Origin of the sequence: Citrobacter sp. MGH106, from assembly GCF_001037495.1 — a bacterium.
Lineage (GTDB): Bacteria > Pseudomonadota > Gammaproteobacteria > Enterobacterales > Enterobacteriaceae > Citrobacter > Citrobacter murliniae.
Genome location: NZ_KQ089823.1, coordinates 508690 through 532030 on the forward strand (window position 1 = coordinate 508690; position 23341 = coordinate 532030).

At 52.4% G+C, this 23341-nt stretch carries 21 protein-coding genes and 4 tRNA genes; 18 read left to right on the forward strand and 7 right to left on the reverse strand.

From position 1 onward, the window contains the following. The 9 genes from wzxE (at position 1) to SK36_RS21990 (ending at position 6619) form a co-directional block, all read left to right on the forward strand. Complete coding sequence (gene wzxE / locus SK36_RS21950) at positions 1–1251, forward strand: lipid III flippase WzxE (protein ID WP_048223270.1); 1251 nt, start codon at positions 1–3, stop codon at positions 1249–1251. Then, complete coding sequence (locus SK36_RS21955) at positions 1248–2327, forward strand: TDP-N-acetylfucosamine:lipid II N-acetylfucosaminyltransferase (RefSeq protein WP_048223272.1); 1080 nt, start codon at positions 1248–1250, stop codon at positions 2325–2327. The genes wzxE and SK36_RS21955 overlap by 4 nt, the downstream gene beginning before the upstream one ends. After that, a complete protein-coding gene (gene wzyE / locus SK36_RS21960; protein ID WP_048223275.1) occupies positions 2324–3679 on the forward strand; it encodes an ECA oligosaccharide polymerase in 1356 nt (451 codons plus the stop codon). Before SK36_RS21955 ends, wzyE begins: the two co-directional genes overlap by 4 nt. Further along, positions 3679–4419 (forward strand): lipopolysaccharide N-acetylmannosaminouronosyltransferase, encoded by a 741-nt coding sequence (gene wecG / locus SK36_RS21965; RefSeq protein ID WP_045449092.1) that lies wholly within the window; start codon positions 3679–3681, stop codon positions 4417–4419. The genes wzyE and wecG overlap by 1 nt, the downstream gene beginning before the upstream one ends. A gap of 278 nt (positions 4420–4697) precedes the next feature. Beyond that, complete coding sequence (gene thrP, locus SK36_RS21970) at positions 4698–6083, forward strand: bifunctional threonine/serine APC transporter ThrP (RefSeq protein ID WP_045449093.1); 1386 nt, start codon at positions 4698–4700, stop codon at positions 6081–6083. A gap of 102 nt (positions 6084–6185) precedes the next feature. Beyond that, positions 6186–6262: transfer RNA gene (locus tag SK36_RS21975), tRNA-Arg, on the forward strand. A gap of 56 nt (positions 6263–6318) precedes the next feature. Then, positions 6319–6394: transfer RNA gene (locus SK36_RS21980), tRNA-His, on the forward strand. 20 nt (positions 6395–6414) lie between these two features. Further along, positions 6415–6501: transfer RNA gene (locus SK36_RS21985), tRNA-Leu, on the forward strand. A gap of 41 nt (positions 6502–6542) precedes the next feature. Beyond that, a tRNA-Pro gene (locus tag SK36_RS21990) sits at positions 6543–6619 on the forward strand. Between the two features lie 541 nt (positions 6620–7160). Here SK36_RS21990 and hemY read toward each other — a convergent pair. From hemY to hemC, 4 genes are read right to left on the reverse strand one after another with little or no spacing between them, the layout of a single operon-like run. Next, positions 7161–8357, reverse strand: a complete 1197-nt coding sequence (gene hemY / locus SK36_RS22000) for a protoheme IX biogenesis protein HemY (RefSeq protein ID WP_048223280.1) — start codon at positions 8355–8357, stop codon at positions 7161–7163. Between the two features lie 2 nt (positions 8358–8359). After that, positions 8360–9541: a uroporphyrinogen-III C-methyltransferase gene (hemX, locus tag SK36_RS22005; RefSeq protein ID WP_048223283.1), complete on the reverse strand. Its 1182-nt coding sequence runs from the start codon at positions 9539–9541 to the stop codon at positions 8360–8362. 21 nt (positions 9542–9562) lie between these two features. Further along, the gene (gene hemD, locus SK36_RS22010) at positions 9563–10303 is read right to left on the reverse strand and encodes a uroporphyrinogen-III synthase (RefSeq protein ID WP_045449101.1); all 741 of its coding nucleotides are present in this window, start codon (positions 10301–10303) and stop codon (positions 9563–9565) included. Then, the gene (hemC, locus tag SK36_RS22015) at positions 10300–11241 is read right to left on the reverse strand and encodes a hydroxymethylbilane synthase (protein WP_045449853.1); all 942 of its coding nucleotides are present in this window, start codon (positions 11239–11241) and stop codon (positions 10300–10302) included. Before hemC ends, hemD begins: the two co-directional genes overlap by 4 nt. A gap of 396 nt (positions 11242–11637) precedes the next feature. Here hemC and cyaA point away from each other — a divergent pair, with 396 nt between their 5' ends. Beyond that, on the forward strand, positions 11638–14184 hold the full coding sequence (cyaA, locus tag SK36_RS22020) for a class I adenylate cyclase (protein ID WP_048223285.1): 2547 nt from the start codon (positions 11638–11640) through the stop codon (positions 14182–14184). Positions 14185–14279: 95 nt separating this feature from the next. On the opposite strand, the gene cyaY is transcribed toward cyaA, so the two are convergent. Then, positions 14280–14600, reverse strand: a complete 321-nt coding sequence (gene cyaY / locus SK36_RS22025) for an iron donor protein CyaY (RefSeq protein ID WP_045449855.1) — start codon at positions 14598–14600, stop codon at positions 14280–14282. 137 nt (positions 14601–14737) lie between these two features. Between cyaY and lptM the strand changes: the two genes are divergently transcribed. From lptM to corA, 8 genes are all read left to right on the forward strand, one after another. Further along, on the forward strand, positions 14738–14941 hold the full coding sequence (gene lptM / locus SK36_RS22030; RefSeq protein ID WP_045449105.1) for an LPS translocon maturation chaperone LptM: 204 nt from the start codon (positions 14738–14740) through the stop codon (positions 14939–14941). Positions 14942–14977: 36 nt separating this feature from the next. Further along, the gene (dapF, locus tag SK36_RS22035) at positions 14978–15802 is read left to right on the forward strand and encodes a diaminopimelate epimerase (protein WP_045449106.1); all 825 of its coding nucleotides are present in this window, start codon (positions 14978–14980) and stop codon (positions 15800–15802) included. After that, complete coding sequence (locus SK36_RS22040) at positions 15799–16506, forward strand: DUF484 domain-containing protein (RefSeq protein ID WP_045449108.1); 708 nt, start codon at positions 15799–15801, stop codon at positions 16504–16506. The genes dapF and SK36_RS22040 overlap by 4 nt, the downstream gene beginning before the upstream one ends. Next, complete coding sequence (xerC, locus tag SK36_RS22045; protein WP_048223287.1) at positions 16503–17405, forward strand: tyrosine recombinase XerC; 903 nt, start codon at positions 16503–16505, stop codon at positions 17403–17405. The genes SK36_RS22040 and xerC overlap by 4 nt, the downstream gene beginning before the upstream one ends. Next, on the forward strand, positions 17405–18121 hold the full coding sequence (gene yigB, locus SK36_RS22050) for a 5-amino-6-(5-phospho-D-ribitylamino)uracil phosphatase YigB (RefSeq protein WP_045449112.1): 717 nt from the start codon (positions 17405–17407) through the stop codon (positions 18119–18121). The genes xerC and yigB overlap by 1 nt, the downstream gene beginning before the upstream one ends. 88 nt (positions 18122–18209) lie before the next feature. Beyond that, positions 18210–20372, forward strand: a complete 2163-nt coding sequence (gene uvrD / locus SK36_RS22055; protein ID WP_045449113.1) for a DNA helicase II — start codon at positions 18210–18212, stop codon at positions 20370–20372. A gap of 213 nt (positions 20373–20585) precedes the next feature. After that, positions 20586–20642, forward strand: coding sequence for a YsgD/CorL family protein (gene ysgD / locus SK36_RS25110; protein ID WP_212723238.1), 57 nt, complete (start codon positions 20586–20588; stop codon positions 20640–20642). 154 nt (positions 20643–20796) lie between these two features. After that, positions 20797–21747: a magnesium/cobalt transporter CorA gene (gene corA / locus SK36_RS22060; protein WP_045449116.1), complete on the forward strand. Its 951-nt coding sequence runs from the start codon at positions 20797–20799 to the stop codon at positions 21745–21747. An 83-nt stretch (positions 21748–21830) separates the two neighbouring features. Here the strand turns inward: corA and rarD are convergent, their stop codons facing one another. Both rarD and yigI read right to left on the reverse strand, forming a co-directional pair. Next, positions 21831–22727 (reverse strand): EamA family transporter RarD, encoded by an 897-nt coding sequence (rarD, locus tag SK36_RS22065; protein ID WP_045449117.1) that lies wholly within the window; start codon positions 22725–22727, stop codon positions 21831–21833. A gap of 51 nt (positions 22728–22778) precedes the next feature. Then, positions 22779–23246 (reverse strand): acyl-CoA thioesterase YigI, encoded by a 468-nt coding sequence (yigI, locus tag SK36_RS22070; protein ID WP_005133301.1) that lies wholly within the window; start codon positions 23244–23246, stop codon positions 22779–22781. Between the last annotated feature and the right edge of the window lie 95 nt (positions 23247–23341).

Genomic DNA, 23341 nt, shown 5'->3' on the forward strand with positions numbered 1-23341 from the left:
ATGTCGCTTGCTAAAGCGTCCCTTTGGACGGCAGCCAGTACGCTGGTAAAAATCGGTGCAGGCTTGTTGGTGGTAAAACTGCTGGCGGTGTCGTTTGGCCCTGCGGGAGTCGGGCAGGCGGGTAACTTTCGTCAGATGGTCACTGTGCTGGGCGTGCTGGCAGGAGCCGGAATTTTCAACGGTGTCACAAAGTATGTGGCACAGCATCGTGATGATCCGGCGCGGCTACGCAACGTGGTTGGCACATCTTCCGCCATGGTGTTGGGATTCTCCACACTGATGGCCGTGATCTTTTTGTTGGCGGCTGCGCCCATAAGCCAGGGATTGTTTGGTCATACGCATTACCAGGGGCTGGTGCGTCTGGTTGCGCTGGTACAGATGGGTATTGCCTGGGCGAATCTCTTACTGGCGTTAATGAAAGGCTTCCGTGATGCCGCAGGCAATGCACTGTCGCTGATTGTTGGCAGTCTGGTCGGTGTGGTGGCTTATTATGGCTGCTATCGACTGGGGGGCTATGAAGGTGCTTTACTGGGCCTGGCGCTGGTGCCTGCGCTGGTGGTTGTGCCAGCCAGTTTTATGCTGATCAAGCGTGGAACCATTCCACTGCACTACCTGAAACCCTCATGGGATAACGGTCTGGCAGGGCAGTTAAGCAAGTTTACGCTGATGGCGCTGATCACCTCTGTGACGCTGCCAGTGGCATATGTAATGATGCGAAACCTTCTGGCTGCGCATTACAGCTGGGATGATGTTGGGATCTGGCAAGGGGTAAGCAGTATCTCCGATGCCTATCTGCAATTTATCACCGCCTCATTCAGCGTTTATTTGCTGCCGACGTTGTCGCGCCTGAGCGAAAAGCGTGACATTACGCGTGAAGTGGTGAAGTCGCTGAAGTTTGTGTTACCGGCGGTTGCCGCCGCGAGTTTTACCGTTTGGTTACTGCGTGATTTTGCTATCTGGCTGCTCTTTTCCGCTAAATTTACTGCCATGCGAGACCTGTTTGCCTGGCAACTGGTGGGCGATGTACTGAAGGTCGGTGCTTACGTTTTCGGGTATCTGGTGATCGCGAAGGCGTCGCTGCGGTTTTATATTTTGGCTGAAATTAGCCAGTTCATTTTGTTGACGGCATTTGCCCACTGGCTGATCCCCGCGCATGGCGCTCTGGGGGCAGCGCAGGCTTATATGGCAACCTATGTGGTCTATTTTTCTCTTTGCTGTGGCGTATTTTTACTCTGGTGTAGGCGGGCATGACAGTACTGGTTCACGTTCTGGGATCGGATATCCCTCACCATAATCAAACCGTACTGCGGTTTTTTAATGATTCGCTGGCCGCGACGAGCGAGCACGCGCGCGTATTTATGGTTGCAGGTCAGGATGCGGGATTCAGTGCAAGCTGCCCGGCGTTATCGCTGAGCTTCTATGGCGGAAAAAAGGCACTGGCGGAAGCGGTAATCGCGAAAGCGAAAGCAGATCGCCAGCAGCGTTTCTTCTTCCATGGTCAGTTCAACACCAGCCTGTGGCTGGCGCTGTTGAGCGGAGGAATTAAACCAGAGCAGTTTTACTGGCATATCTGGGGCGCAGATTTGTATGAAGTCTCCAGTGGGTTGAAATTCCGCCTGTTTTATCCGATTCGCCGCATGGCGCAAAACCGTGTGGGCTGCGTGTTTGCCACTCGAGGTGATTTGAGCTATTTCGCACAGCAGCATCCCCGTGTGCGCGGTGAACTGCTCTATTTCCCTACGCGTATGGATCCGTCGCTGAATAATATGGGCAGCGAGTGCGAACGCAGCGGGAAAATGACGATTCTTGTAGGTAATTCTGGCGATCGCAGCAATGAACATATCACAGCGTTACGCGCCGTACATCAGCAGTTCGGTGATACGGTGAACGTGATTGTGCCAATGGGCTATCCGGCTAATAACGGGGCGTATATTGATGAAGTACGCCAGGCTGGCCAGGAATTATTTAGTGCAGGAAATCTGCAAATTCTAAGTGAAAAACTGGAATTTGATGCCTATCTGGCATTACTGCGTCAGTGCGATCTCGGTTACTTTATTTTTGCACGTCAGCAAGGGATTGGTACATTGTGTTTGCTGATCCAGGCCGGTATTCCGTGCGTGCTAAACCGCGAAAACCCTTTCTGGCAGGATATGGCAGAGCAGCACCTCCCGGTACTGTTTACCACCGATGAACTCAATGCCGATGTTGTGCGTGAAGCGCAGCGTCAGTTGGCCTCGGTTGATAAAAGCACGATTACCTTTTTTAGCCCGAATTACCTGCAACCGTGGCATAACGCGCTGAGCATTGCCTCCGGAGAAACCCTATGAGTCTGATGCAATTCAGCGGTCTGCTGGTAGTATGGCTACTCTCTACCTTATTTATCGCTACGCTGACCTGGTTTGAGTTTCGGCGTGTGCGCTTTAACTTCAATGTGTTCTTCTCATTGCTGTTTTTGCTGACGTTTTTCTTCGGATTTCCCCTGACCAGCGTACTGGTGTTCCGTTTCGACGTCGCGGTCGCCCCACCGGAAATTCTGTTACAGGCACTGCTTTCCGCCGCCTGTTTCTATGCCGTCTACTACGTGACCTATAAAACGCGTTTACGTAAGCGAATACCAGAAAAGTCACGCAAACCGTTGTTTACCATCAATCGCGTTGAGGCCCATCTGACATGGATTATCCTGATGGCGATTGCGCTGGTGAGTGTAGGCATTTTCTTTATGCACAACGGTTTCCTGTTATTCAGATTGCAGTCCTATAGCCAGATCTTCTCCAGTGAAGTTTCTGGTGTGGCCCTGAAACGCTTCTTCTACTTCTTCATTCCGGCAATGCTGGTGGTGTATTTCCTGCGCCAGGATAGTAAAGCGTGGCTGTTCTTCCTGGTGAGCACCGTCGCGTTTGGTCTTCTGACTTATATGATTGTTGGCGGCACGCGCGCCAATATCATTATCGCGTTTGCCATCTTCTTGTTTATCGGCATTATTCGCGGCTGGATTTCACTGTGGATGATGGCTGCGGCCGGTGTGCTGGGAATTGTCGGCATGTTCTGGCTGGCATTGAAGCGCTACGGGATGAACGTGAGCGGCGATGAGGCATTCTATACTTTCCTGTATCTCACGAGGGATACCTTCTCACCGTGGGAGAATCTGGCGCTGTTACTGCAGAATTACCACAATATTGAGTTCCAGGGACTGGCACCGATTGTCCGTGATTTCTACGTTTTTATTCCCTCCTGGCTGTGGCCTGGACGGCCGAGTATCGTACTCAACTCTGCGAACTATTTTACCTGGGAAGTGCTGAACAACCACTCGGGCCTGGCTATCTCTCCAACGTTGATTGGTTCGCTGATGGTTATGGGGGGAGCGTTGTTTATCCCGTTAGGCGCGATCGTGGTCGGGTTGATAATCAAATGGTTCGACTGGCTGTATGAGTTAGGCAATCAGGAAAAAAACCGTTATAAGGCGGCGATTTTGCACAGCTTCTGTTTTGGTGCCATTTTCAATATGATCGTTTTGGCACGAGAAGGGTTGGATTCGTTTGTCTCGCGAGTGGTCTTTTTCCTCGTGATTTTTGGTGTCTGTTTGCTGGTAGCAAAATTATTGTTCTGGCTGTTTGATAGTGCAGGACTTGTCCATAGACGAATAAAGACGCTGCCCCGGACACAGGTTGAAGGATCGTAATGACAGATAATACAACTGCGCCGCTATATTCGCTGCGCGGATTAAAACTTATTGGCTGGCGTGATATGCAGCATGCGCTGAATTACCTGTTTGCTGAGGGGCATCTCAGACAGGGGACGCTGGTGGCTATTAACGCCGAGAAAATGCTAACGGCGGAAGATAACCCGGAGGTTCGGGCTTTGATTGATGCCGCCGAGTTCAAGTATGCAGATGGAATTAGCGTGGTGCGTTCCGTGCGTAAAAAATACCCACAAGCACAGGTTTCACGCGTGGCCGGAGCCGATCTCTGGGAAGCCTTGATGGCGCGCGCTGGGCGGGAGAGCACACCCGTATTCCTGGTTGGTGGTAAGCCAGAGGTACTGGCGCAAACAGAAGCAAAACTGCGAGCACAGTGGCGCGTCAATATTGTTGGTAGCCAGGACGGATATTTCACGCCAGAGCAGCGGCAGGCATTGTTTGAACGTATTCATGCCAGCGGTGCGCAGATTGTTACGGTGGCAATGGGTTCGCCTAAACAAGAGATTTTTATGCGCGATTGCCGCCTGGTACATCCGAATGCGCTGTATATGGGGGTGGGTGGCACCTATGATGTGTTTACCGGACACGTAAAGCGAGCGCCTAAATTCTGGCAGAATTTGGGGCTGGAGTGGCTGTACCGCTTACTGTCACAGCCGAGCCGTATTACCCGTCAACTTCGTTTATTGCGCTATCTCCGCTGGCACTATACCGGCAATCTCTAACATTTTCTCTCCTCTGATAAGTAGTGTGTTCTGCTAAATGCGCTACTTATTCACAACATAATCGCTGCTTTCTCGCACAATCTATTTATTTTTTGAATGCTTTAATTGCCATTTAGACGATTTTAAGAAACCATTCGCAACAATCATTTCAGTGTCGTGGTGTTTTTGGCGCCAACCGTAAAGCGGTCGGCGCTGGATGGCCTGTTATGGCATAAGAAGATGTACCCATAACGATAACCGGTAATACCGGAAACAATACAAACACAACAAGAGGATTTATGGCAGAGAACAAACCAGAGCTACAGCGTGGGCTGGAGGCTCGTCATATCGAATTGATTGCCCTTGGGGGCACCATTGGCGTCGGATTGTTTATGGGCGCCGCCAGTACCCTGAAATGGGCGGGGCCATCGGTCCTGTTGGCGTATATCGTTGCCGGACTATTTGTCTTCTTTATCATGCGTTCCATGGGCGAGATGTTGTTCCTGGAGCCGGTTGCCGGTTCGTTCGCCGTTTACGCTCACCGCTATATGAGCCCTTTCTTTGGTTATCTCACCGCCTGGTCATACTGGTTTATGTGGATGGCTGTGGGGATCTCGGAGATTACCGCCATTGGGGTCTACGTGCAGTTCTGGTTCCCGGAAATGGCGCAGTGGATACCCGCGCTGATTGCCGTAGGCCTGGTGGCGCTGGCAAATCTGGCTGCGGTTCGCCTGTATGGTGAAATTGAATTCTGGTTTGCCATGATCAAAGTGACAACCATCATTGTGATGATTGTTATAGGAGTGGGTGTCATTTTCTTCGGCTTTGGTAATGGTGGTCAGGCGATTGGCTTCAGCAACCTGACTGAACACGGCGGCTTCTTTGCCGGCGGCTGGAAAGGCTTTCTGACTGCATTGTGTATTGTGGTAGCCTCCTACCAGGGCGTGGAGCTAATCGGTATCACGGCGGGCGAAGCCAAAAACCCACAGGTCACGTTGCGTAGCGCGGTAGGTAAGGTGCTGTGGCGTATCCTGATTTTCTATGTAGGCGCGATCTTCGTTATCGTCACCATCTTCCCGTGGAATGAGATCGGTAGCAACGGTAGCCCGTTTGTTCTCACGTTTGCCAAAATTGGTATTACCGCTGCGGCCGGGATTATCAACTTTGTGGTCCTGACGGCAGCGCTTTCTGGTTGCAACAGTGGGATGTATAGCTGCGGCCGCATGCTCTACGCCCTGGCGAAGAATCGTCAGTTGCCTGCGGTTGTCGGAAAAGTCTCTCGTCATGGCGTGCCAGTTGCCGGCGTTGCGATTTCTATCGCCATCTTGCTGATTGGCTCATGCCTGAACTACATCATTCCGAATCCGCAGCGCGTATTTGTCTATGTCTATAGCGCCAGCGTGTTGCCGGGCATGGTGCCGTGGTTTGTGATCCTGATAAGCCAGCTGCGTTTTCGCAAAGCGCACAAAGACGCGATTGCCAGCCATCCCTTCCGTTCCATTTTGTTCCCGTGGGCGAATTATTTGACGATGGCGTTCCTGGTTTGCGTATTAATCGGTATGTACTTTAATGAAGATACCCGTATGTCGCTTTTTGTCGGTATCGCCTTCCTGCTGGGTGTGACGCTCATTTATAAGGTTTTTGGCCTGAATCGTCATGGTGTGGCCCAAAAACTGGAGGAATAAGCGACAAAACGCACAAAGCATGACCAAACGATAATTTATTTTAAAAAAGCACTAGACAGCAGACCGAGACCTCCGTAATATCCAGCCCCGCAACGGCGCTAAGCGCCCGTAGCTCAGCTGGATAGAGCGCTGCCCTCCGGAGGCAGAGGTCTCAGGTTCGAATCCTGTCGGGCGCACCATTTAGTAAGGTGCCGGAGCTGCGGTGGTTTTAATACCGCGTAAAAGATTTGCAGTGGTGGCTATAGCTCAGTTGGTAGAGCCCTGGATTGTGATTCCAGTTGTCGTGGGTTCGAATCCCATTAGCCACCCCATTAATTTAAAGTTGTGAAATGCGAAGGTGGCGGAATTGGTAGACGCGCTAGCTTCAGGTGTTAGTGTTCTTACGGACGTGGGGGTTCAAGTCCCCCCCCTCGCACCACGACTTAAAGAATTGAACTAAAAATTCAAAAAGCAGTAAAACGGCGAGTAGCGCAGCTTGGTAGCGCAACTGGTTTGGGACCAGTGGGTCGGAGGTTCGAATCCTCTCTCGCCGACCAATTTTGAACCCCGCTTCGGCGGGGTTTTTTGTTTTCTGATTTCCCTTTCTCTCTGCTCTTGTGCCAGTCAATACCGGCGTTACGCCACCAATCTGATCTGAATTACCTGATGTCCTAAAAATCCCGAAGACCTGGTTTTTGCAGTGCAATCATGCCATGTGTTGTGCGATAATATTGGGGTAGATGCTCATTCCATCTCTTATGTTCGCCATCAGGCCTCATAAACTCAGGAATGACGCAGAGCCGTTTACGGTGCTTATCGTCCACTGACAGATGTCGCTTAGCCTCATCGAACACCATGGACATAACGTTGAGTGAAGCACCCATTTATGTTGTCATACAGACCTGTTTAACGCCTGCTCTTAACCGAGCGGGCGTTTTTTTATGCATACACTTCACTCTTCAGACGCCTCTTTATTGGCGGCGTCCTCTCACCCTGCTACTTACTTATGTAAGTGCTCTGAGTTTGTCTCAATGTGTTTCGAATGATTCTGTGTATTGGTGTAAGCCCGGTAAGCATTTCGCTACCGGGCTTAAAGGATTACTGCGGGGGATTGTTCTGTAGTGTCAGCATTAAGCCATCACGGCGCATGGTAGCGGCCTCTTCCGGCTGATGCAGTCTGTCCAGCGCATCAGCAAGCCACGCGTAGTCGTATGCATCCGGGCGTTGTTTGAGCGCCGCACGGAAGGCGAGAGTGGCTTCCTGCCATTCGCCGTGCTTCATCAACGACTGACCAAGCGTACTCCACAACAGCGGACGATCGCCCACGGCTTTAATCTGCTGGCGCAGAACTTTTTCAATCTGCTCTGGGTTGTTTGTTTTCAGACGCGGGATTGGCAGCACCAGACGGTCATCATACTGACGTTTCAGGCCGTCGATGATGATCTGTTGTGCTGTATCGTGATCGTCGCACTCAATCAGATGTTCCGCCATTGCCACCTGCAGAGCGATCTGATGACGGGTCTTACGGTTTTGATTTTTCCACCAGGCACGTAGCCCCTCACTGCCCTGATCGGCACGAACCTGATCCATCAGGCCAACCCATGCCTGCTGTTCCAGCATGGCGCGGTGCTCTTCATCACCAACGTGCGCTTTTGCCATGGATGGAATGATATCCAGCAGGGAACTCCATGCGCCAGTGCGAATGTAAGCCTGCTCAGCCAGACGCAATACTTCCGGGTGACGTGGAGTCACCTCCAGCAGTTTATCTACACTATGGCGCGCGGCGTGATTTTCATTCCGGGCCAGTTGCAGGCGAACGCGAGCGATCTCTACCGGAATCGTGTCATTTCCGGCGAGCTCGGCTGCGCGCTCAAGGTGTTGATTGGCCCGAGCCTCGTCACCACGTTGTTGAGCCGCTTCTGCCGCCAGAAGGTAATTCACCACCGGCTGTTCTGCGTGATCGGCATTTTTCGACATTAGTTTTTCGACTTGCTGATAATCGCCTTCTGCCAGCTTGAGCAGCGCCTGTTCGGTCTGTTTGCGGGCGCGGCGGCGCTTGCGACCGACGAACCAGCCACGCGTGTGTGCGCCGGTACGGAAAATACGACGCAGCAACCACTCAATCGCAAACAGGACCACCATGGTGACGATCAGAATGATCACCAGGCCAGTTACGCTGGTCTCGATATTGTAGTTATCCGTCTGGATCAGTACGTAGCCTTGATGACCGGCTATCATCGGACCGATGACGATCCCGGCGATCAACAGCACAAAGAGCAATAATACTTTTAGCATCGTTACTCTCCTTGCGGCGCGGTTGCCGGGGTTTCTGCCTGAGGCGCTGGCGCAGGAGCTGCTTCAACCGGAGATGTTGCTGGCTGGGCCAGTAAATTACGCACACGGGTCTGCATTAATTTCTCAAGAATGGTCTGGCTTTGAAGCGTTTCTGGTACATCCATACTGATGCTTTGTTGGCTCAGTTGGTCCACTTCTTCAAGGAAGGCTTTCGTCGCTGCATCGTCGGTATCGTAGTACGCGCGCACCCAGGTGGAGACATTTTCCAGCGCCTGCCGGTATGTCTCTTCTTGATGGCGTGGTACGGCCTGCGCGGCCACTAACAGACGGGAGCGGATGTTCTCACGTAAGTACACGTCCTGATTTGGTGCTAACAGCGGTACGGCGGTTTCATCGCGACGTCGAATGGTAATAAAGCTGTCCATAAAATTTTGCCAGCTTTTTTGCAGATTGACGCGCCATTCGCTAATGGAGCTGGAAAGCTCGCTGCTGTCGGAGTCCATCGGCGAATCATCAGTATCATTGTCGGCCAGACGTAGGTTATCAATCTGATTAGACAACTGATTTATCTTGAGAATGATGCCGTCATAATCAACCTGAGAGACAGAAGAGAGGCTGGCGATATCATCAGTAATCGCTCGACGGGCGGTGATTAAACTTGGATCGTTCATATCGGCCAGGCTGGCATCGGCGCTTTTCAATAGCGCCGCTGCGGTGGTAACGTCCTGATCGCTCCATAATTTACGACCGGCCAGTTTCACCAGAAAATCAGCCTGCGCCAGCAGCCACGTTTTAGCATCGCTGCCAGAGATTGTGGCAACCTTTTGCTGCACTTCATCAAGCTGTTTAGCCAGTGCTGCTTGCTGACGGTTTGCTTCATCCAGCAGTGTTGCCTGCTGTTTAATAATACCTTCCAGCTCAGTTTTCTGGTTTTCCTGCGCTTTTTGCAGCGCCGTGAGCTGATTAGCCAACGCATCGCTGGTTGCAGTCTGTGTTGTTGCCTGTTGTTTCCCCCAGCCATACAGTCCGACGCCTGCCGCCAGTGCAATAGCGATCGCTACTGCACTTAGTATCAGTGCGGTGCTGCCCTTGCTCTTTTTTTCAGCATTGACTGACTGTGACGTGGTTTCCACGGCCTCCCTGGTCTCTTTAACCACGGCGGAGGATTTTTCTTGTTCCGTCATTATGGCATCCCATTATGAGAGTTATTGTAATGCGCGTAGCAGCGCATCGTTGTCGGCGTTATCAGCGACCTTAATATCTTGCCAGCCCAGTTCCCGGGCGAGGTGCGCCAGACGCTCACTGACGACCAGCAGCCGACAGCGTAGTAACCAGTGCTCACGATACCACTGCGGAATGAGCGACCAGAGCTGTTGTAGCATCTCTCCGCTGGTGACAACCACCGTCGTCACGCCGCGAGATTGCCATCGCATCGCTTCTTCTGCACCATCGTAATACTTTGCACTGCGTTGATAACATTCACAAAAATCTACATTGGCCCCACGTGCTTTCAGCGTTTCGCCTATCAACTCCCGACCGCCGTTGCCGCGTAAAATAAGCGCTTTTTTTCCCGCAATATTTTGTAATTCAGGTAATTGTAGCAAGACTTCGCTAATTTCCCGATCCAGAGGATAGTGAATATTGCATCCATTAACGGTATGGAGCGCCAATGCCGTGGTGCGGCCAATGGCAAAATAGCGCGGGAGGGAGGGCCAGCGCTCTCCTTGCTGCTGAAGCTGAGCATCAGCAAAAGTGACCGCGTGCTGCGAGAGAGCTAAAACCAGATCGTTTTCCGTCAGTGTCGACAGGCGGGAGGCTAGTGTTGCCAGTTCCCTGCCTGGCGAAAACTCAATGAGCGGAAAGCTCCAGGCCACCTGCCCCAGTGTGCGCAGACGGCTCACTAACTCTTCCCCTGCGGGAGATGGGCGGGTGACCAGAATACTCATGCGGGTGCTTCTCCGTTATAAACATCAGCCAGAATGGCGCGTGCACCGTTTTCCAACAGTTCTTCCGCCAGAGAAATGCCCATTTGTTCGGCATTATTTGGTGTGCCGCGACGTTCCCCGCAAACCATCTGTGAGCCGTCAGGAGCACCGACCAGCGCACGTAGCCAAATCTCACCGTTAATGAGCTCAGCATAGCTGCCGATGGGCACCTGACAACCCCCTTCCAGGCGGGTGTTCATTGCGCGTTCGGCTTTTACACGCAGAGCGGTTTCTTCATGGTTGAGCGGTGCTAACAGTGCTTGAGTACGCAGATCATCGAGTCGACATTCTATGCCTACTGCGCCCTGTCCGACAGCTGGAAGAGAGACTTCCGGCGACAGCGCTGTGCGGATCCGCGACTCCAGCCCTAAGCGTTTTAACCCGGCTACGGCCAGAATAATCGCATCATAGTCGCCGTTATCCAGTTTGCTCAGGCGTGTTCCCACGTTGCCGCGTAGCGAACGGATAACGAGATCCGGGCGACGTTTAGCCAACTGGCACTGGCGACGTAAGCTGGATGTTCCAACGATGCTGCCTGCAGGAAGTTCATCCAGCGTGTTGTACTTATTCGAGACAAAAGCATCGCGTGGATCTTCGCGTTCGCAAATAGTGACCAGTCCGAGTCCCTCAGGGAATTCGACCGGCACATCCTTCATGGAATGCACGGCGATATCGGCACGTTTTTCCAGCAGCGCGACTTCCAACTCTTTAACAAACAAACCCTTACCCCCCACTTTTGCCAGTGGAGTATCCAGAATCACATCGCCACGGGTCACCATAGGTACCAGTTCTACGATCAGACCGGGGTGGTTTGCCATTAAGGCGTCTTTGACATAATGTGCCTGCCAGAGCGCAAGGGGGCTTTGGCGTGTGGCAATTCTCAAAACATTGTCTAACATGCTTGTTACCGTCATTATCAATCATTGACCATCCTAACATCCTTATCAAAGGGATGTCAGCGTTACGCTCAAACGTTAGTGAGAGGAAAAAGGCGCTGCATCATCACTGGCAGTGATTAATGACGAGAAACCTCCCGACCGTATGAAGGAATTTACACGTAACGAACGGTGCTACACTTGTATGTAGCGCATCTTTCTTTACGGTCAATGAGCAAGGTGTTAAATTGATCACGTTTTAGACCATTTTTTCGGCTGTACTCCATAAAAAAAGAGGGGCGAAAAAAAGGTAACGGTTATTTTTGACATACGGTTTATCCGAATGGATGAAGATTATTTGCGGGCGTATATGCCGCAACGATCGACAACATGACGGATAGCAACATCAGGCGATACGTCTTGTACCTCTATATTGAGACTCTGAAACAGAGACTGGATGCCATAAATCAACTGCGTGTGGATCGCGCGCTTGCTGCCATGGGACCTGCCTTCCAGCAGGTATACAGTCTGCTGCCGACATTATTGCACTACCACCATCCGCTGATGCCGGGTTACCTCGATGGTAACGTTCCCAAAGGCATATGCTTTTACACGCCTGATGAAACCCAACGCCACTACCTGAATGAACTGGAACTGTACCGTGGTATGTCACCGCAGGACCCTCCCAAGGGCGAACTGCCTATTACCGGCGTTTACTCGATGGGCAGTACCTCTTCAGTAGGGCAAAGTTGTTCCTCTGACCTGGATATTTGGGTCTGCCATCAATCCTGGCTGGATAGCGAAGAGCGTCAGTTGCTGCAGCGTAAATGTAGCCTGTTAGAAAGCTGGGCTGCCTCGCTGGGCGTGGAAGTCAGTTTCTTCCTGATTGATGAAAACCGTTTCCGTCACAATGAAAGCGGCAGCCTGGGTGGTGAAGACTGTGGCTCGACGCAGCATATTCTGTTGCTTGATGAATTCTATCGCACCGCCGTGCGCCTCGCGGGCAAACGTATTCTGTGGAATATGGTGCCGGGCGATGAAGAAGAGCATTACGACGATTACGTCATGACGCTCTACGCGCAGGGGGTGTTAACACCAAACGAATGGCTGGATCTGGGCGGACTCAGCTCGCTCTCTGCTGAAGAGTACTTTGGTGCCAGCCTCTGGCAGTTGTACAAGAGTATCGACTCCCCGTACAAAGCGGTGTTGAAAACGCTGCTGCTGGAAGCTTATTCCTGGGAATACCCGAACCCACGCCTGTTGGCGAAAGACATTAAACAGCGCCTGCACGACGGCGAAATCGTTTCTTTTGGTCTTGATCCGTATTGCATGATGCTGGAGCGCGTCACCGAATACCTCACGGCGATTGAAGATCCGACTCGTCTGGATTTAGTGCGTCGATGTTTCTACTTAAAAGTCTGCGAGAAACTGAGCCGCGAGCGCGCGTGCGTTGGCTGGCGTCGTGAAGTGTTAAGTCAGTTAGTGCAAGAGTGGGGGTGGGATGACGCCCGTCTGACGATGCTTGATAACCGCGCCAACTGGAAGATTGACCAGGTGCGCGAGGCACATAACGAACTGCTCGACGCGATGATGCAGAGCTATCGTAATCTGATCCGCTTTGCGCGCCGCAATAACCTTAGCGTCAGCGCCAGCCCGCAGGATATCGGCGTACTGACCCGTAAGTTGTATGCTGCGTTCGAAGCCCTGCCGGGTAAAGTGACGCTGGTGAACCCACAGATCTCACCGGATCTCTCGGAACCGAATCTGACCTTTATCCATGTGCCGCCTGGGCGTGCCAACCGTTCAGGTTGGTATCTCTACAACCGTGCGCCCAATATGGATTCCATCGTCAGCCATCAGCCGCTTGAATATAACCGCTACCTGAACAAGCTGGTGGCGTGGGCGTGGTTTAACGGTCTTCTGACGTCGCGTACGCATCTGTTTATTAAGGGTAACGGCATTGTCGATTTGCCGAAGCTGCAGGAGATGGTGGCTGATGTGTCGCACCACTTCCCGCTGCGTTTACCTGCGCCCACACCAAAAGCGCTCTATAGCCCGTGCGAAATTCGCCATCTGGCGATTATCGTTAACCTTGAATACGACCCGACAGCAGCGTTCCGTAATCAGGTCGTGCATTTTGATTTTCGTAAGCTGGATGTCTTCAGCTTTGGCGAAGAACAAAATTGTCTGGTGGGTAGTGTAGATCTGCTGTACCGCAACTCGTGGAACGAAGTGCGTACGCTGCACTTCAACGGCGAGCAGGCGATGATTGAAGCGTTAAAAACGATTTTGGGCAAAATGCACCAGGACGCGGCGCCGCCAGATAGTGTTGAAGTCTTCTGCTACAGTCAGCATCTGCGTGGCCTGATCCGTACCCGCGTCCAGCAACTGGTGTCTGAATGCATTGAACTGCGCCTTTCCAGTACGCGCCATGAAACCGGACGCTTCAAAGCGCTGCGCGTTTCCGGTCAGACGTGGGGACTGTTCTTCGAACGCCTGAACGTATCAGTACAGAAACTGGAAAACGCCATTGAGTTTTATGGCGCGATTTCGCACAACAAACTGCACGGTCTTTCCGTACAGGTTGAGACTAACCATGTGAAATTGCCGTCTGTGGTGGATGGTTTTGCCAGTGAAGGGATCATCCAGTTCTTTTTTGAAGAAACGGGCGATGAACAGGGCTTTAATATTTATATTCTGGATGAAAGTAACCGGGTTGAAGTGTATCACCACTGCGAAGGCAGCAAAGAGGAGCTGGTACGTGATGTCAGTCGCTTCTATTCATCGTCGCACGATCGCTTTACCTACGGCTCCAGCTTTATCAACTTTAACCTGCCGCAGTTTTATCAGATCGTGAAAACCGACGGGCGCGCGCAGGTAATCCCGTTCCGTACTCAGCCGATTAATCCTATTCCTCCGGCTAATCAGGATAACGACACACCGATGTTGCAGCAGTATTTCTCGTAATTGCGCTTACCCGGAGGCGCTATGCTTGCCGGGCCTGGATGCACAGCGCTGCTTGTAAGCCGGATAAGGCGAGGCTCCTATCCGGCAAAAAGACATTAACGGAACCGAACGTCTTCACCTGCCTGCAGCGTTGCTGCCTGTTCCAGCAGATCCCAGAACGTTTCGCCGCTACGATCGCAAATCCACTCATCACCCTTCAGATCAAAATGGTAGCCGCCTTGTTTAGTTGCCAGCCATACCTGATGCAGCGGCTCCTGACGGTTAATGATAATTTTGCTGCCGTTTTCAAAACTGATGGTCAATACGCCGCCGTTGATCTCACAATCAATATCGCTGTCGCCATCCCAGTCATCCAGACGCTCTTCAATAGTCATCCACAGGGTGTCGGCAAGGCGATGAAATTCACTGTCGTTCATTTTTTTATCCTGTTTTTCGTGATGGTCGCAGTATAACGCGAAATAAATCACGTTGCAGTTTGCAGGCAAACTCTTGCTTTTACGCCTTCTCCTGCGATGATAGAAAACAGAAAGTATGAACTTACAGGCAATCCATAATGAAAAACGTGTTTCAGGCACTCGCTGTACTTTTTACTCTGTTCAGCCTGACGGGCTGTGGTCTGAAAGGTCCACTCTATTTTCCGCCAGCAGATAAAACCGCGCCGCCTCCGACAAAGAGCATTGAGCCACAAACGCAATCCACGGTGCCCGAGAAAAACGATCGGGCAACGGGAGATGGCCCTTCTCAGGTGAATTACTGACGGTAAGTCTCTGTACCCGCGTAAACGGAGTGAACAATGCAATTCTCTAAAATGCATGGCCTTGGCAACGATTTTATGGTCGTCGACGCGGTAACGCAGAATGTCTTTTTCTCACCGGAGCTGATCCGCCGCCTGGCAGACAGGCATCTTGGCGTTGGGTTTGATCAACTGCTGGTGGTTGAGCCTCCGTATGATCCGGAGCTGGATTTCCATTACCGCATCTTCAATGCCGACGGCAGTGAAGTGTCACAGTGTGGTAATGGCGCTCGTTGCTTTGCCCGGTTTGTTCGCCTGAAAGGGCTAACGAACAAACGTGATATTCGAGTCAGCACCGCCAATGGTCGCATGGTATTGAGCGTAACGGATGACGAGCTGGTGCGGGTGAATATGGGAGAACCCAACTTTGAACCTTCGCAGGTCCCTTTTCGCGCCAATAAAGCAGAGAAGACCTATATTATGCGAGTGGCTGAGCAGACAGTATTGTGCGGCGTAGTCTCAATGGGGAATCCGCATTGCGTGATTCAGGTTGATGATGTTGAAACTGCCACGGTGGAAACGCTGGGGCCAGTTCTGGAAAGCCATGAACGCTTTCCTGAACGCGCAAATATCGGGTTTATGCAAGTAGTGAAACGCGAGCATATCCGACTGCGCGTCTATGAACGCGGGGCGGGTGAAACACAAGCCTGCGGCAGCGGCGCGTGCGCAGCTGTTGCTGTTGGTATTCAGCAGGGCCTGCTGGCAGAAGAAGTGCGCGTGGAATTACCGGGTGGTCGACTTGATATCGCCTGGAAAGGTCCGGGTCATCCGTTGTATATGACTGGCCCGGCGGCACATGTCTACGACGGATTTATTCACTTATGAAGCAACCAGGGGAAGAACTACAGGAAACGCTCATGGATCTGGACGATCGGGCGGTCGTCGATTATCTGCAACGTAATCCTGAGTTTTTTATCCGTAATGCCCAGGCAGTTGAAGCGATGCGTGTCCCGCACCCGGTGCGAGGCACGATCTCTTTAGTTGAATGGCATATGGCAAGGGCGCGTAATCACATCAACGTGCTTGAAGAGAACATGGCGTTATTGATGGAACAAGCAAACGCCAATGAAAGTCTGTTCTATCGTCTGTTAAATCTGCAAGGGCGCCTGGTGGCAGCCAACAGTCTCGACGATATGCTGATGCGATTGCATCGCTGGGCGCGAGACCTGGGGCTGGCAGGCGCTACGGTTCGCTTGTTTCCGGATCGCTGGCGACTCGGCGCACCGTCGAAATTCACCCATCTGGCATTAAGTCGTCAGGCGTTCGAACCGTTGCGTATTCAGCGTCTGGGTCAGTCGCAGCATTACCTTGGCCCACTTCACGGCCCGGAACTGCTGGTCATGATGCCGGAAGCGAAAGCTATCGGTTCTGTGGCCATGTCGCTGCTGGGGCAGGATGGCTCTCTTGGTGTCATGCTGTTTAGCAGTCGTGATGCCAATCATTACCAGCAAGGGCAGGGAACGCAGCTATTACAGGAAATTTCGCTGATGTTGCCGGAGCTGCTGGAGCGCTGGATTGAACGCGTATGACCGACTCACCGCTTTCTCAGGACGTTGCACGCTTCTTACGCTATCTGGGCGTTGAGCGTCAACTTAGCCCGATAACGCTACTCAATTATCAGCGTCAGCTTGATGCCATCATCGCGTTAGCCGGAGAAACCGGCCTGCAAAGCTGGCAACAATGTGATGCTGCGATGGTTCGTAGTTTTGCCGTGCGTAGCCGGCGCAAAGGTTTGGGACCTGCGAGCCTGGCATTGCGCCTCTCTGCGTTGCGCAGTTTCTTTGACTGGCTGGTTAATCAGGGCGAGCTGAAAGCCAACCCGGCAAAAGGTGTATCCGCACCGAAAGCACCGCGTCATCTGCCAAAAAATATTGATGTGGATGACGTTAACCGTCTGCTGGATATCGATCTCAACGATCCCCTCGCCGTTCGTGACCGGGCGATGCTGGAGGTTATGTACGGCGCAGGATTGCGTCTATCAGAACTGGTTGGGCTGGATATTAAACATCTCGATCTCGACACAGGCGAAGTCTGGGTGATGGGAAAAGGTAGCAAAGAACGCCGTCTGCCCATTGGTCGCAACGCGGTGGCGTGGATTGAACACTGGCTGGATCTGCGTGGATTGTTTGGTGGTGATGACGATGCTCTTTTCCTGTCAAAACTGGGTAAACGCATCTCGGCGCGTAACGTGCAGAAACGTTTTGCTGAATGGGGTATTAAGCAGGGGCTGAACAGCCACGTGCACCCACATAAATTACGCCACTCATTTGCGACACATATGCTGGAGTCGAGTGGCGACCTTCGCGGTGTACAAGAGCTGTTGGGACATGCCAACCTTTCTACCACCCAAATCTACACCCATCTTGATTTTCAACACCTGGCTTCAGTGTACGATGCGGCGCATCCGCGCGCCAAACGGGGGAAATAATGCGTTTTTACCGGCCGTTGGGGCGCATTTCTGCGCTCACCTTTGACCTTGATGATACCCTTTACGATAACCGTCCCGTGATCCTGCGCACCGAGCAGGAAGCGCTTGCCTTTGTACAAAATTATCACCCGGCGCTGAGTACGCTAAAAAATAGCGATCTACAGCGTCTGCGTCAGGCTGTACGCGACGCCGAACCGGAGATCTACCATGATGTTACCCAGTGGCGTCATCGTGCTGTAGAGCGTGCCATGCTGGAGGCTGGCCTGTCGGCGGCAGAGGCAAAAATGGGGGCGAACGCCGCGATGATGAATTTCGCGAAATGGCGCAGCCGCATCGACGTCCCGCAGTCTACACATGACACATTGAAGGCTCTGGCCCGCAAGTGGCCACTGGTTGCTATCACCAACGGTAATGCGCAGCCGGAACTGTTTGGTCTGGGCGATTACTTTGAGTTTGTGCTGCGTGCCGGACCGGATGGACGATCCAAACCGTTCAGCGACATGTACTCACTGGCGGCGGAAAAACTGAATATGCCAATTGGTGAAATCCTGCATGTGGGCGACGACCTGACAACAGACGTCGCTGGCGCGATTCGCTGTGGTATGCAGGCTTGCTGGATCAAACCGGAAAATGCCGACCTGATGCAAACATCTGACAGTCGTTTACTGCCGCATATCGAAATTTCACGGTTGGCATCTCTGACCTCGCTGATATAATCACCAACAGAACTCTGTATATATACCCAGCTTTTTGGCGGATGGCGTTGCGCTTATCCGCCCTACATACTTTTACGCGGCGGTGCCAATGGACGTTTCTTACCTGCTCGACAGCCTCAATGATAAACAGCGCGAAGCGGTGGCCGCGCCACGCAGCAATATGCTGGTATTAGCGGGGGCGGGGAGTGGTAAGACCCGCGTGCTGGTGCACCGCATCGCCTGGCTGTTGACCGTAGAGAATAACTCACCGTACTCCATTATGGCTGTGACCTTTACCAATAAGGCCGCGGCGGAAATGCGCCATCGTATTGGTCAGATTATGGGGACCAGTCAGGGCGGTATGTGGGTGGGGACTTTCCATGGTCTGGCGCATCGTTTGCTGCGCGCACACCATATGGACGCTAATCTGCCGCAGGATTTTCAGATCCTCGACAGCGAAGACCAACTGCGTCTGCTTAAGCGTCTTATTAAAGCGATGAACCTTGATGAGAAGCAGTGGCCACCGCGTCAGGCAATGTGGTTTATCAACAGCCAGAAAGATGAAGGCCTGCGTCCGCACCATTTACAGAGCTACGGCAATCCGGTTGAACAAACCTGGCAGAAAGTCTATCAGGCTTACCAGGAAGCGTGTGACCGTGCGGGGTTGGTGGATTTCGCTGAGCTGCTGCTGCGCGCCCACGAACTGTGGCTCAACAAACCACACATCCTGCAGCACTATCGTGAACGCTTTACCAACATCCTGGTGGATGAATTCCAGGATACCAACAATATCCAGTACGCGTGGATCCGCTTGCTGGCAGGTGATACCGGTAAGGTGATGATCGTTGGTGATGACGACCAGTCGATTTACGGCTGGCGCGGAGCACAGGTGGAAAATATCCAGCGCTTCCTCACCGACTTCCCTGGTGCAGAGACTATTCGCCTGGAGCAGAACTACCGTTCGACCAATAATATCCTCAGCGCTGCCAACGCCCTGATTGAGAATAACAACGGGCGTCTGGGCAAGAAACTGTGGACTGACGGTGTCGATGGTGAACCGATTTCGCTTTACTGTGCGTTCAACGAACTCGATGAAGCGCGCTTTGTGGTTAACCGTATCAAGACCTGGCAGGACAACGGCGGTGCGCTGGAACAGTGCGCCATTCTGTACCGTAGTAACGCCCAGTCGCGTGTGCTTGAAGAGGCTTTATTACAGGCCAGTATGCCGTACCGTATTTACGGTGGTATGCGCTTCTTCGAGCGCCAGGAAATCAAAGATGCACTCTCTTACCTGCGCCTGATCGCTAACCGTAACGACGATGCGGCCTTTGAACGTGTGGTGAATACGCCCACGCGTGGTATTGGTGATCGTACCTTAGATGTGGTGCGCCAGACGTCGCGTGACCGCCAACTGACGCTGTGGCAAGCGTGTCGTGAACTGTTGCAGGAGAAAGCCCTGGCCGGTAGAGCCGCCAGCGCATTGCAGCGCTTTATGGAGCTGATTGACGCGCTGGCCCAGGAAACGGCCGATATGCCGCTGCACGTGCAGACCGACAGGGTGGTAAAAGACTCCGGTCTGCGCATGATGTACGAGCAGGAAAAAGGCGAGAAGGGCCAGACGCGTATCGAAAACTTAGACGAACTGGTGACGGCAACGCGCCAGTTCAGCTACAACGAAGAAGATGAAGATTTAATGCCATTGCAGGCATTCCTCTCCCATGCGGCGCTGGAAGCTGGTGAAGGGCAGGCGGATACCTGGCAGGACGCGGTACAACTGATGACTTTGCACTCGGCAAAAGGCCTCGAGTTCCCGCAGGTGTTTATCGTCGGTATGGAAGAGGGTATGTTCCCCAGCCAGATGTCACTCGACGAAGGTGGACGACTTGAAGAGGAACGTCGTCTGGCCTACGTTGGCGTCACCCGCGCTATGCAGAAACTGACGCTGACCTATGCGGAAACGCGCCGTCTGTACGGTAAAGAGGTTTACCACCGACCATCGCGCTTTATTGGTGAATTACCCGAAGCGTGCGTGGAAGAAGTTCGTTTACGTGCAACGGTCAGCCGCCCTGTGAGCCATCAACGGATGGGCACTCCGATGGCGGAAAATGACACCGGCTACAAGCTGGGACAGCGTGTTCGGCATGCGAAGTTCGGCGAAGGTACTATTGTCAATCTGGAAGGGAGTGGCGAACATAGCCGTTTGCAGGTTGCATTCCAGGGCCAGGGGATAAAATGGCTGGTAGCCGCCTACGCAAGGCTAGAAACGGTGTGAAGGTGCTAACGCTCTGATTTGTAGGCCGGATAGGATGCAGCCGCTATCCGGCAATCTGTCGCTTAATCTTCTGAAATCATAGATAAATACCCTTATTCTGCTAACCTTGGTGCATGAGGGGAAATTATTACTTTTTCGCCATCTGTTGCGTGTTGACGTCAAAATTTTGCTGGCGTAACATGCGCGCACGATTACGCTAAGAGGACATTCGCCTTGGACACACCCAGTAGATACTGGCTCATTATCCTGTCATCCAGGATCAACTCCTAAGGCTATCCCTTTTTGCTGATAGCCTTCGCGGTTGTCAGCGACCTTCTGTTTTTTCCCGTCGCGCTGAGTCAGGCTGTTTAATGGTCTGAAACCCAATTTGTTTCTGTGTGCCCACCGAACTGTCCGATAATTTTTTGCATTGGGAGTCCCGGTCATGCTGAGCGCATTTCAACTGGAAAACAATCGTTTAACTCGCCTTGAGGCAGACGAGATCGAGCACCTGGCCAGTTCGGTTTGGGTCGATTTAGTCGAGCCGGATGACGAAGAACGAAACCGTGTGCAAAAGGACTTGGGCCAGAATCTGGCTACGCGCCCTGAACTGGAAGACATCGAAGCATCCGCACGTTTTTTCGAAGACGAAGACGGTCTGCATATTCACTCCTTCTTCTTCTATGAAGATGCCGACGATCACGCGGGCAACTCAACTGTCGCATTTACCATTCGCGAAGGGCGCCTGTTTACCCTGCGTGAGCGCGAACTGCCGGCATTCCGTTTGTACCGTATGCGTGCGCGAAGCCAAGCGATGGTAGATGGCAACGCTTACGAGCTGTTGCTCGACCTGTTCGAAACCAAAATCGAACAACTGGCAGATGAAATAGAAAACATCTACAGCGATCTGGAAAAGCTCAGTCGCGTGATTATGGAAGGACGTCAGGGCGATGAATATGACGAGGCGCTCTCTACGCTGGCGGAACTGGAAGATATCGGCTGGAAAGTTCGCCTGTGTCTGATGGATACCCAGCGCGCACTGAACTTCCTTGTGCGCAAGGCGCGTCTGCCAGGCGGTCAGTTGGAGCAGGCGCGTGAGATCCTGCGAGATATCGAATCCCTGCTGCCGCACAACGAATCACTGTTTCAGAAAGTTAACTTCCTGATGCAGGCGGCGATGGGCTTTATCAATATCGAGCAGAACCGTATCATCAAGATCTTCTCGGTGGTATCTGTGGTATTCCTGCCGCCAACACTGGTGGCTTCAAGCTACGGGATGAACTTTGAGTTTATGCCTGAGCTGCACTGGAGTTTTGGTTACCCAGGGGCGATTGTCTTTATGATGCTCGCAGGGCTGGCGCCATATCTGTACTTTAAGCGCAAGAACTGGTTGTAATTTTTATGCCTGATGGCGACTTAGCTTTTCCCGGCCTACGTAATCTGTAGACCAGATAAGCCCGCGCCATCAGGTAAACGATATTAAAGCCCTTTGCGCGTCCTGTGCTGGGTGTAAATCGCATCCGCAACAAAAATCGCCAATGCTACCCAGATAAAGGCGAACGTTACCATTTTATCCGCACCCGGAACCTCGCCGTAGAATGTCACTGCCAGCAGGAACATCAGCGTTGGGCCGATGTACTGGAAAAAGCCCAGCGTGGACAGACGTAGACGCGTGGCTGCGCCGGTAAAACAGAGCAGGGGAATAGTGGTTACGATCCCCGCAGCAATCAGCAGCAGATTCAGCGACATAGGGTTCTGAGCCATGTGGCTGGTTGGACTATCTGCAATACCAAACAGATAAATTGCCGCAACGGGTAATAACCACAGGGTTTCAATCAGCATGCCAGTTTGCGCCTCGACGGCAATCTTCTTACGTACCAGACCATAAAAAGCAAAGCTGAAAGCCAGCCCCAGCGCAATGATGGGCAGTGAACCGAATGTCCACAGTTGTACCAGTACACCGCAGGCGGCTAACAGTACGGCCAGCCACTGCATGCGGCGAAAGCGCTCGCCGAGGAAAATCATCCCCAGCACAATATTTACCAGCGGGTTAATAAAATAGCCCAGGCTCGCTTCCAGCATATGGTGGTTATTGACCGCCCAGATAAAAAGCAGCCAGTTTCCGCCGATGAGCACCGCTGATAGCGCCAGCAGGAAAATCTTCTTTGGTGTTTGCAGCAGCGTTTTGATGCCCGACCATTGGCGGCTGACGCTCATCAACACCACCATAAAGAAAAACGACCAGATGACGCGGTGCGTCAGGATTTCGTCGGCGGGGACATAGTAAATCAGCTTGAAGTACGCGGGTGCGATGCCCCAAATAAAATAGGCAGCAAGAGCGAGTAACACGCCCTGCCGCGTTTGTTTAGCATCCATCGGGAAAACTCGGTTCAGAAATGTAACAGCAGTTTACCTGTTTTTACGCGCTTACCCCACCATATAAGTGGCGGTTGCGCTGGCGATATAAAGTTGTTCCTCGTTATGCAGTTCCACACGAGCAACAGCAACTTTGTTGCCCGCTCTCAGCAGACTACTGGTCGCCGTGAAGCGATTGCCCCTGCCCGGGCGCAGGTAATCAACACGTAGATCGATAGTCCCCATACGAGACATCCGTTGGCGCAGTTCGTCCTCGCTGATGGTTTCGTGGCGGGTCAGCGTACTGCCAACGCATACCAGTCCGGCGGCAACGTCCAATGCTGAGGCGATTACGCCTCCATGCAGGATACTTTGCGCCCAGTTGCCGACCATCATGGGTTGGTTATTAAACGCTAATTGCGCAAACTCTTTTTCATAGCGTTCCAGTTCCAGCCCCAGAGCCCGGTTAAACGGCATATGGTAGACAAACATTTCACCCACTAATTTCAGCGCTTGCTCAGCAGTAAGTACGGCAGACATACGATCCTGATACCCCATTGGTTAATGAAATGTTGATATTATGCTTATTATTTGTTGTTTTCTACTTTAAGACGGGATAACTAACGAGAAGCCAG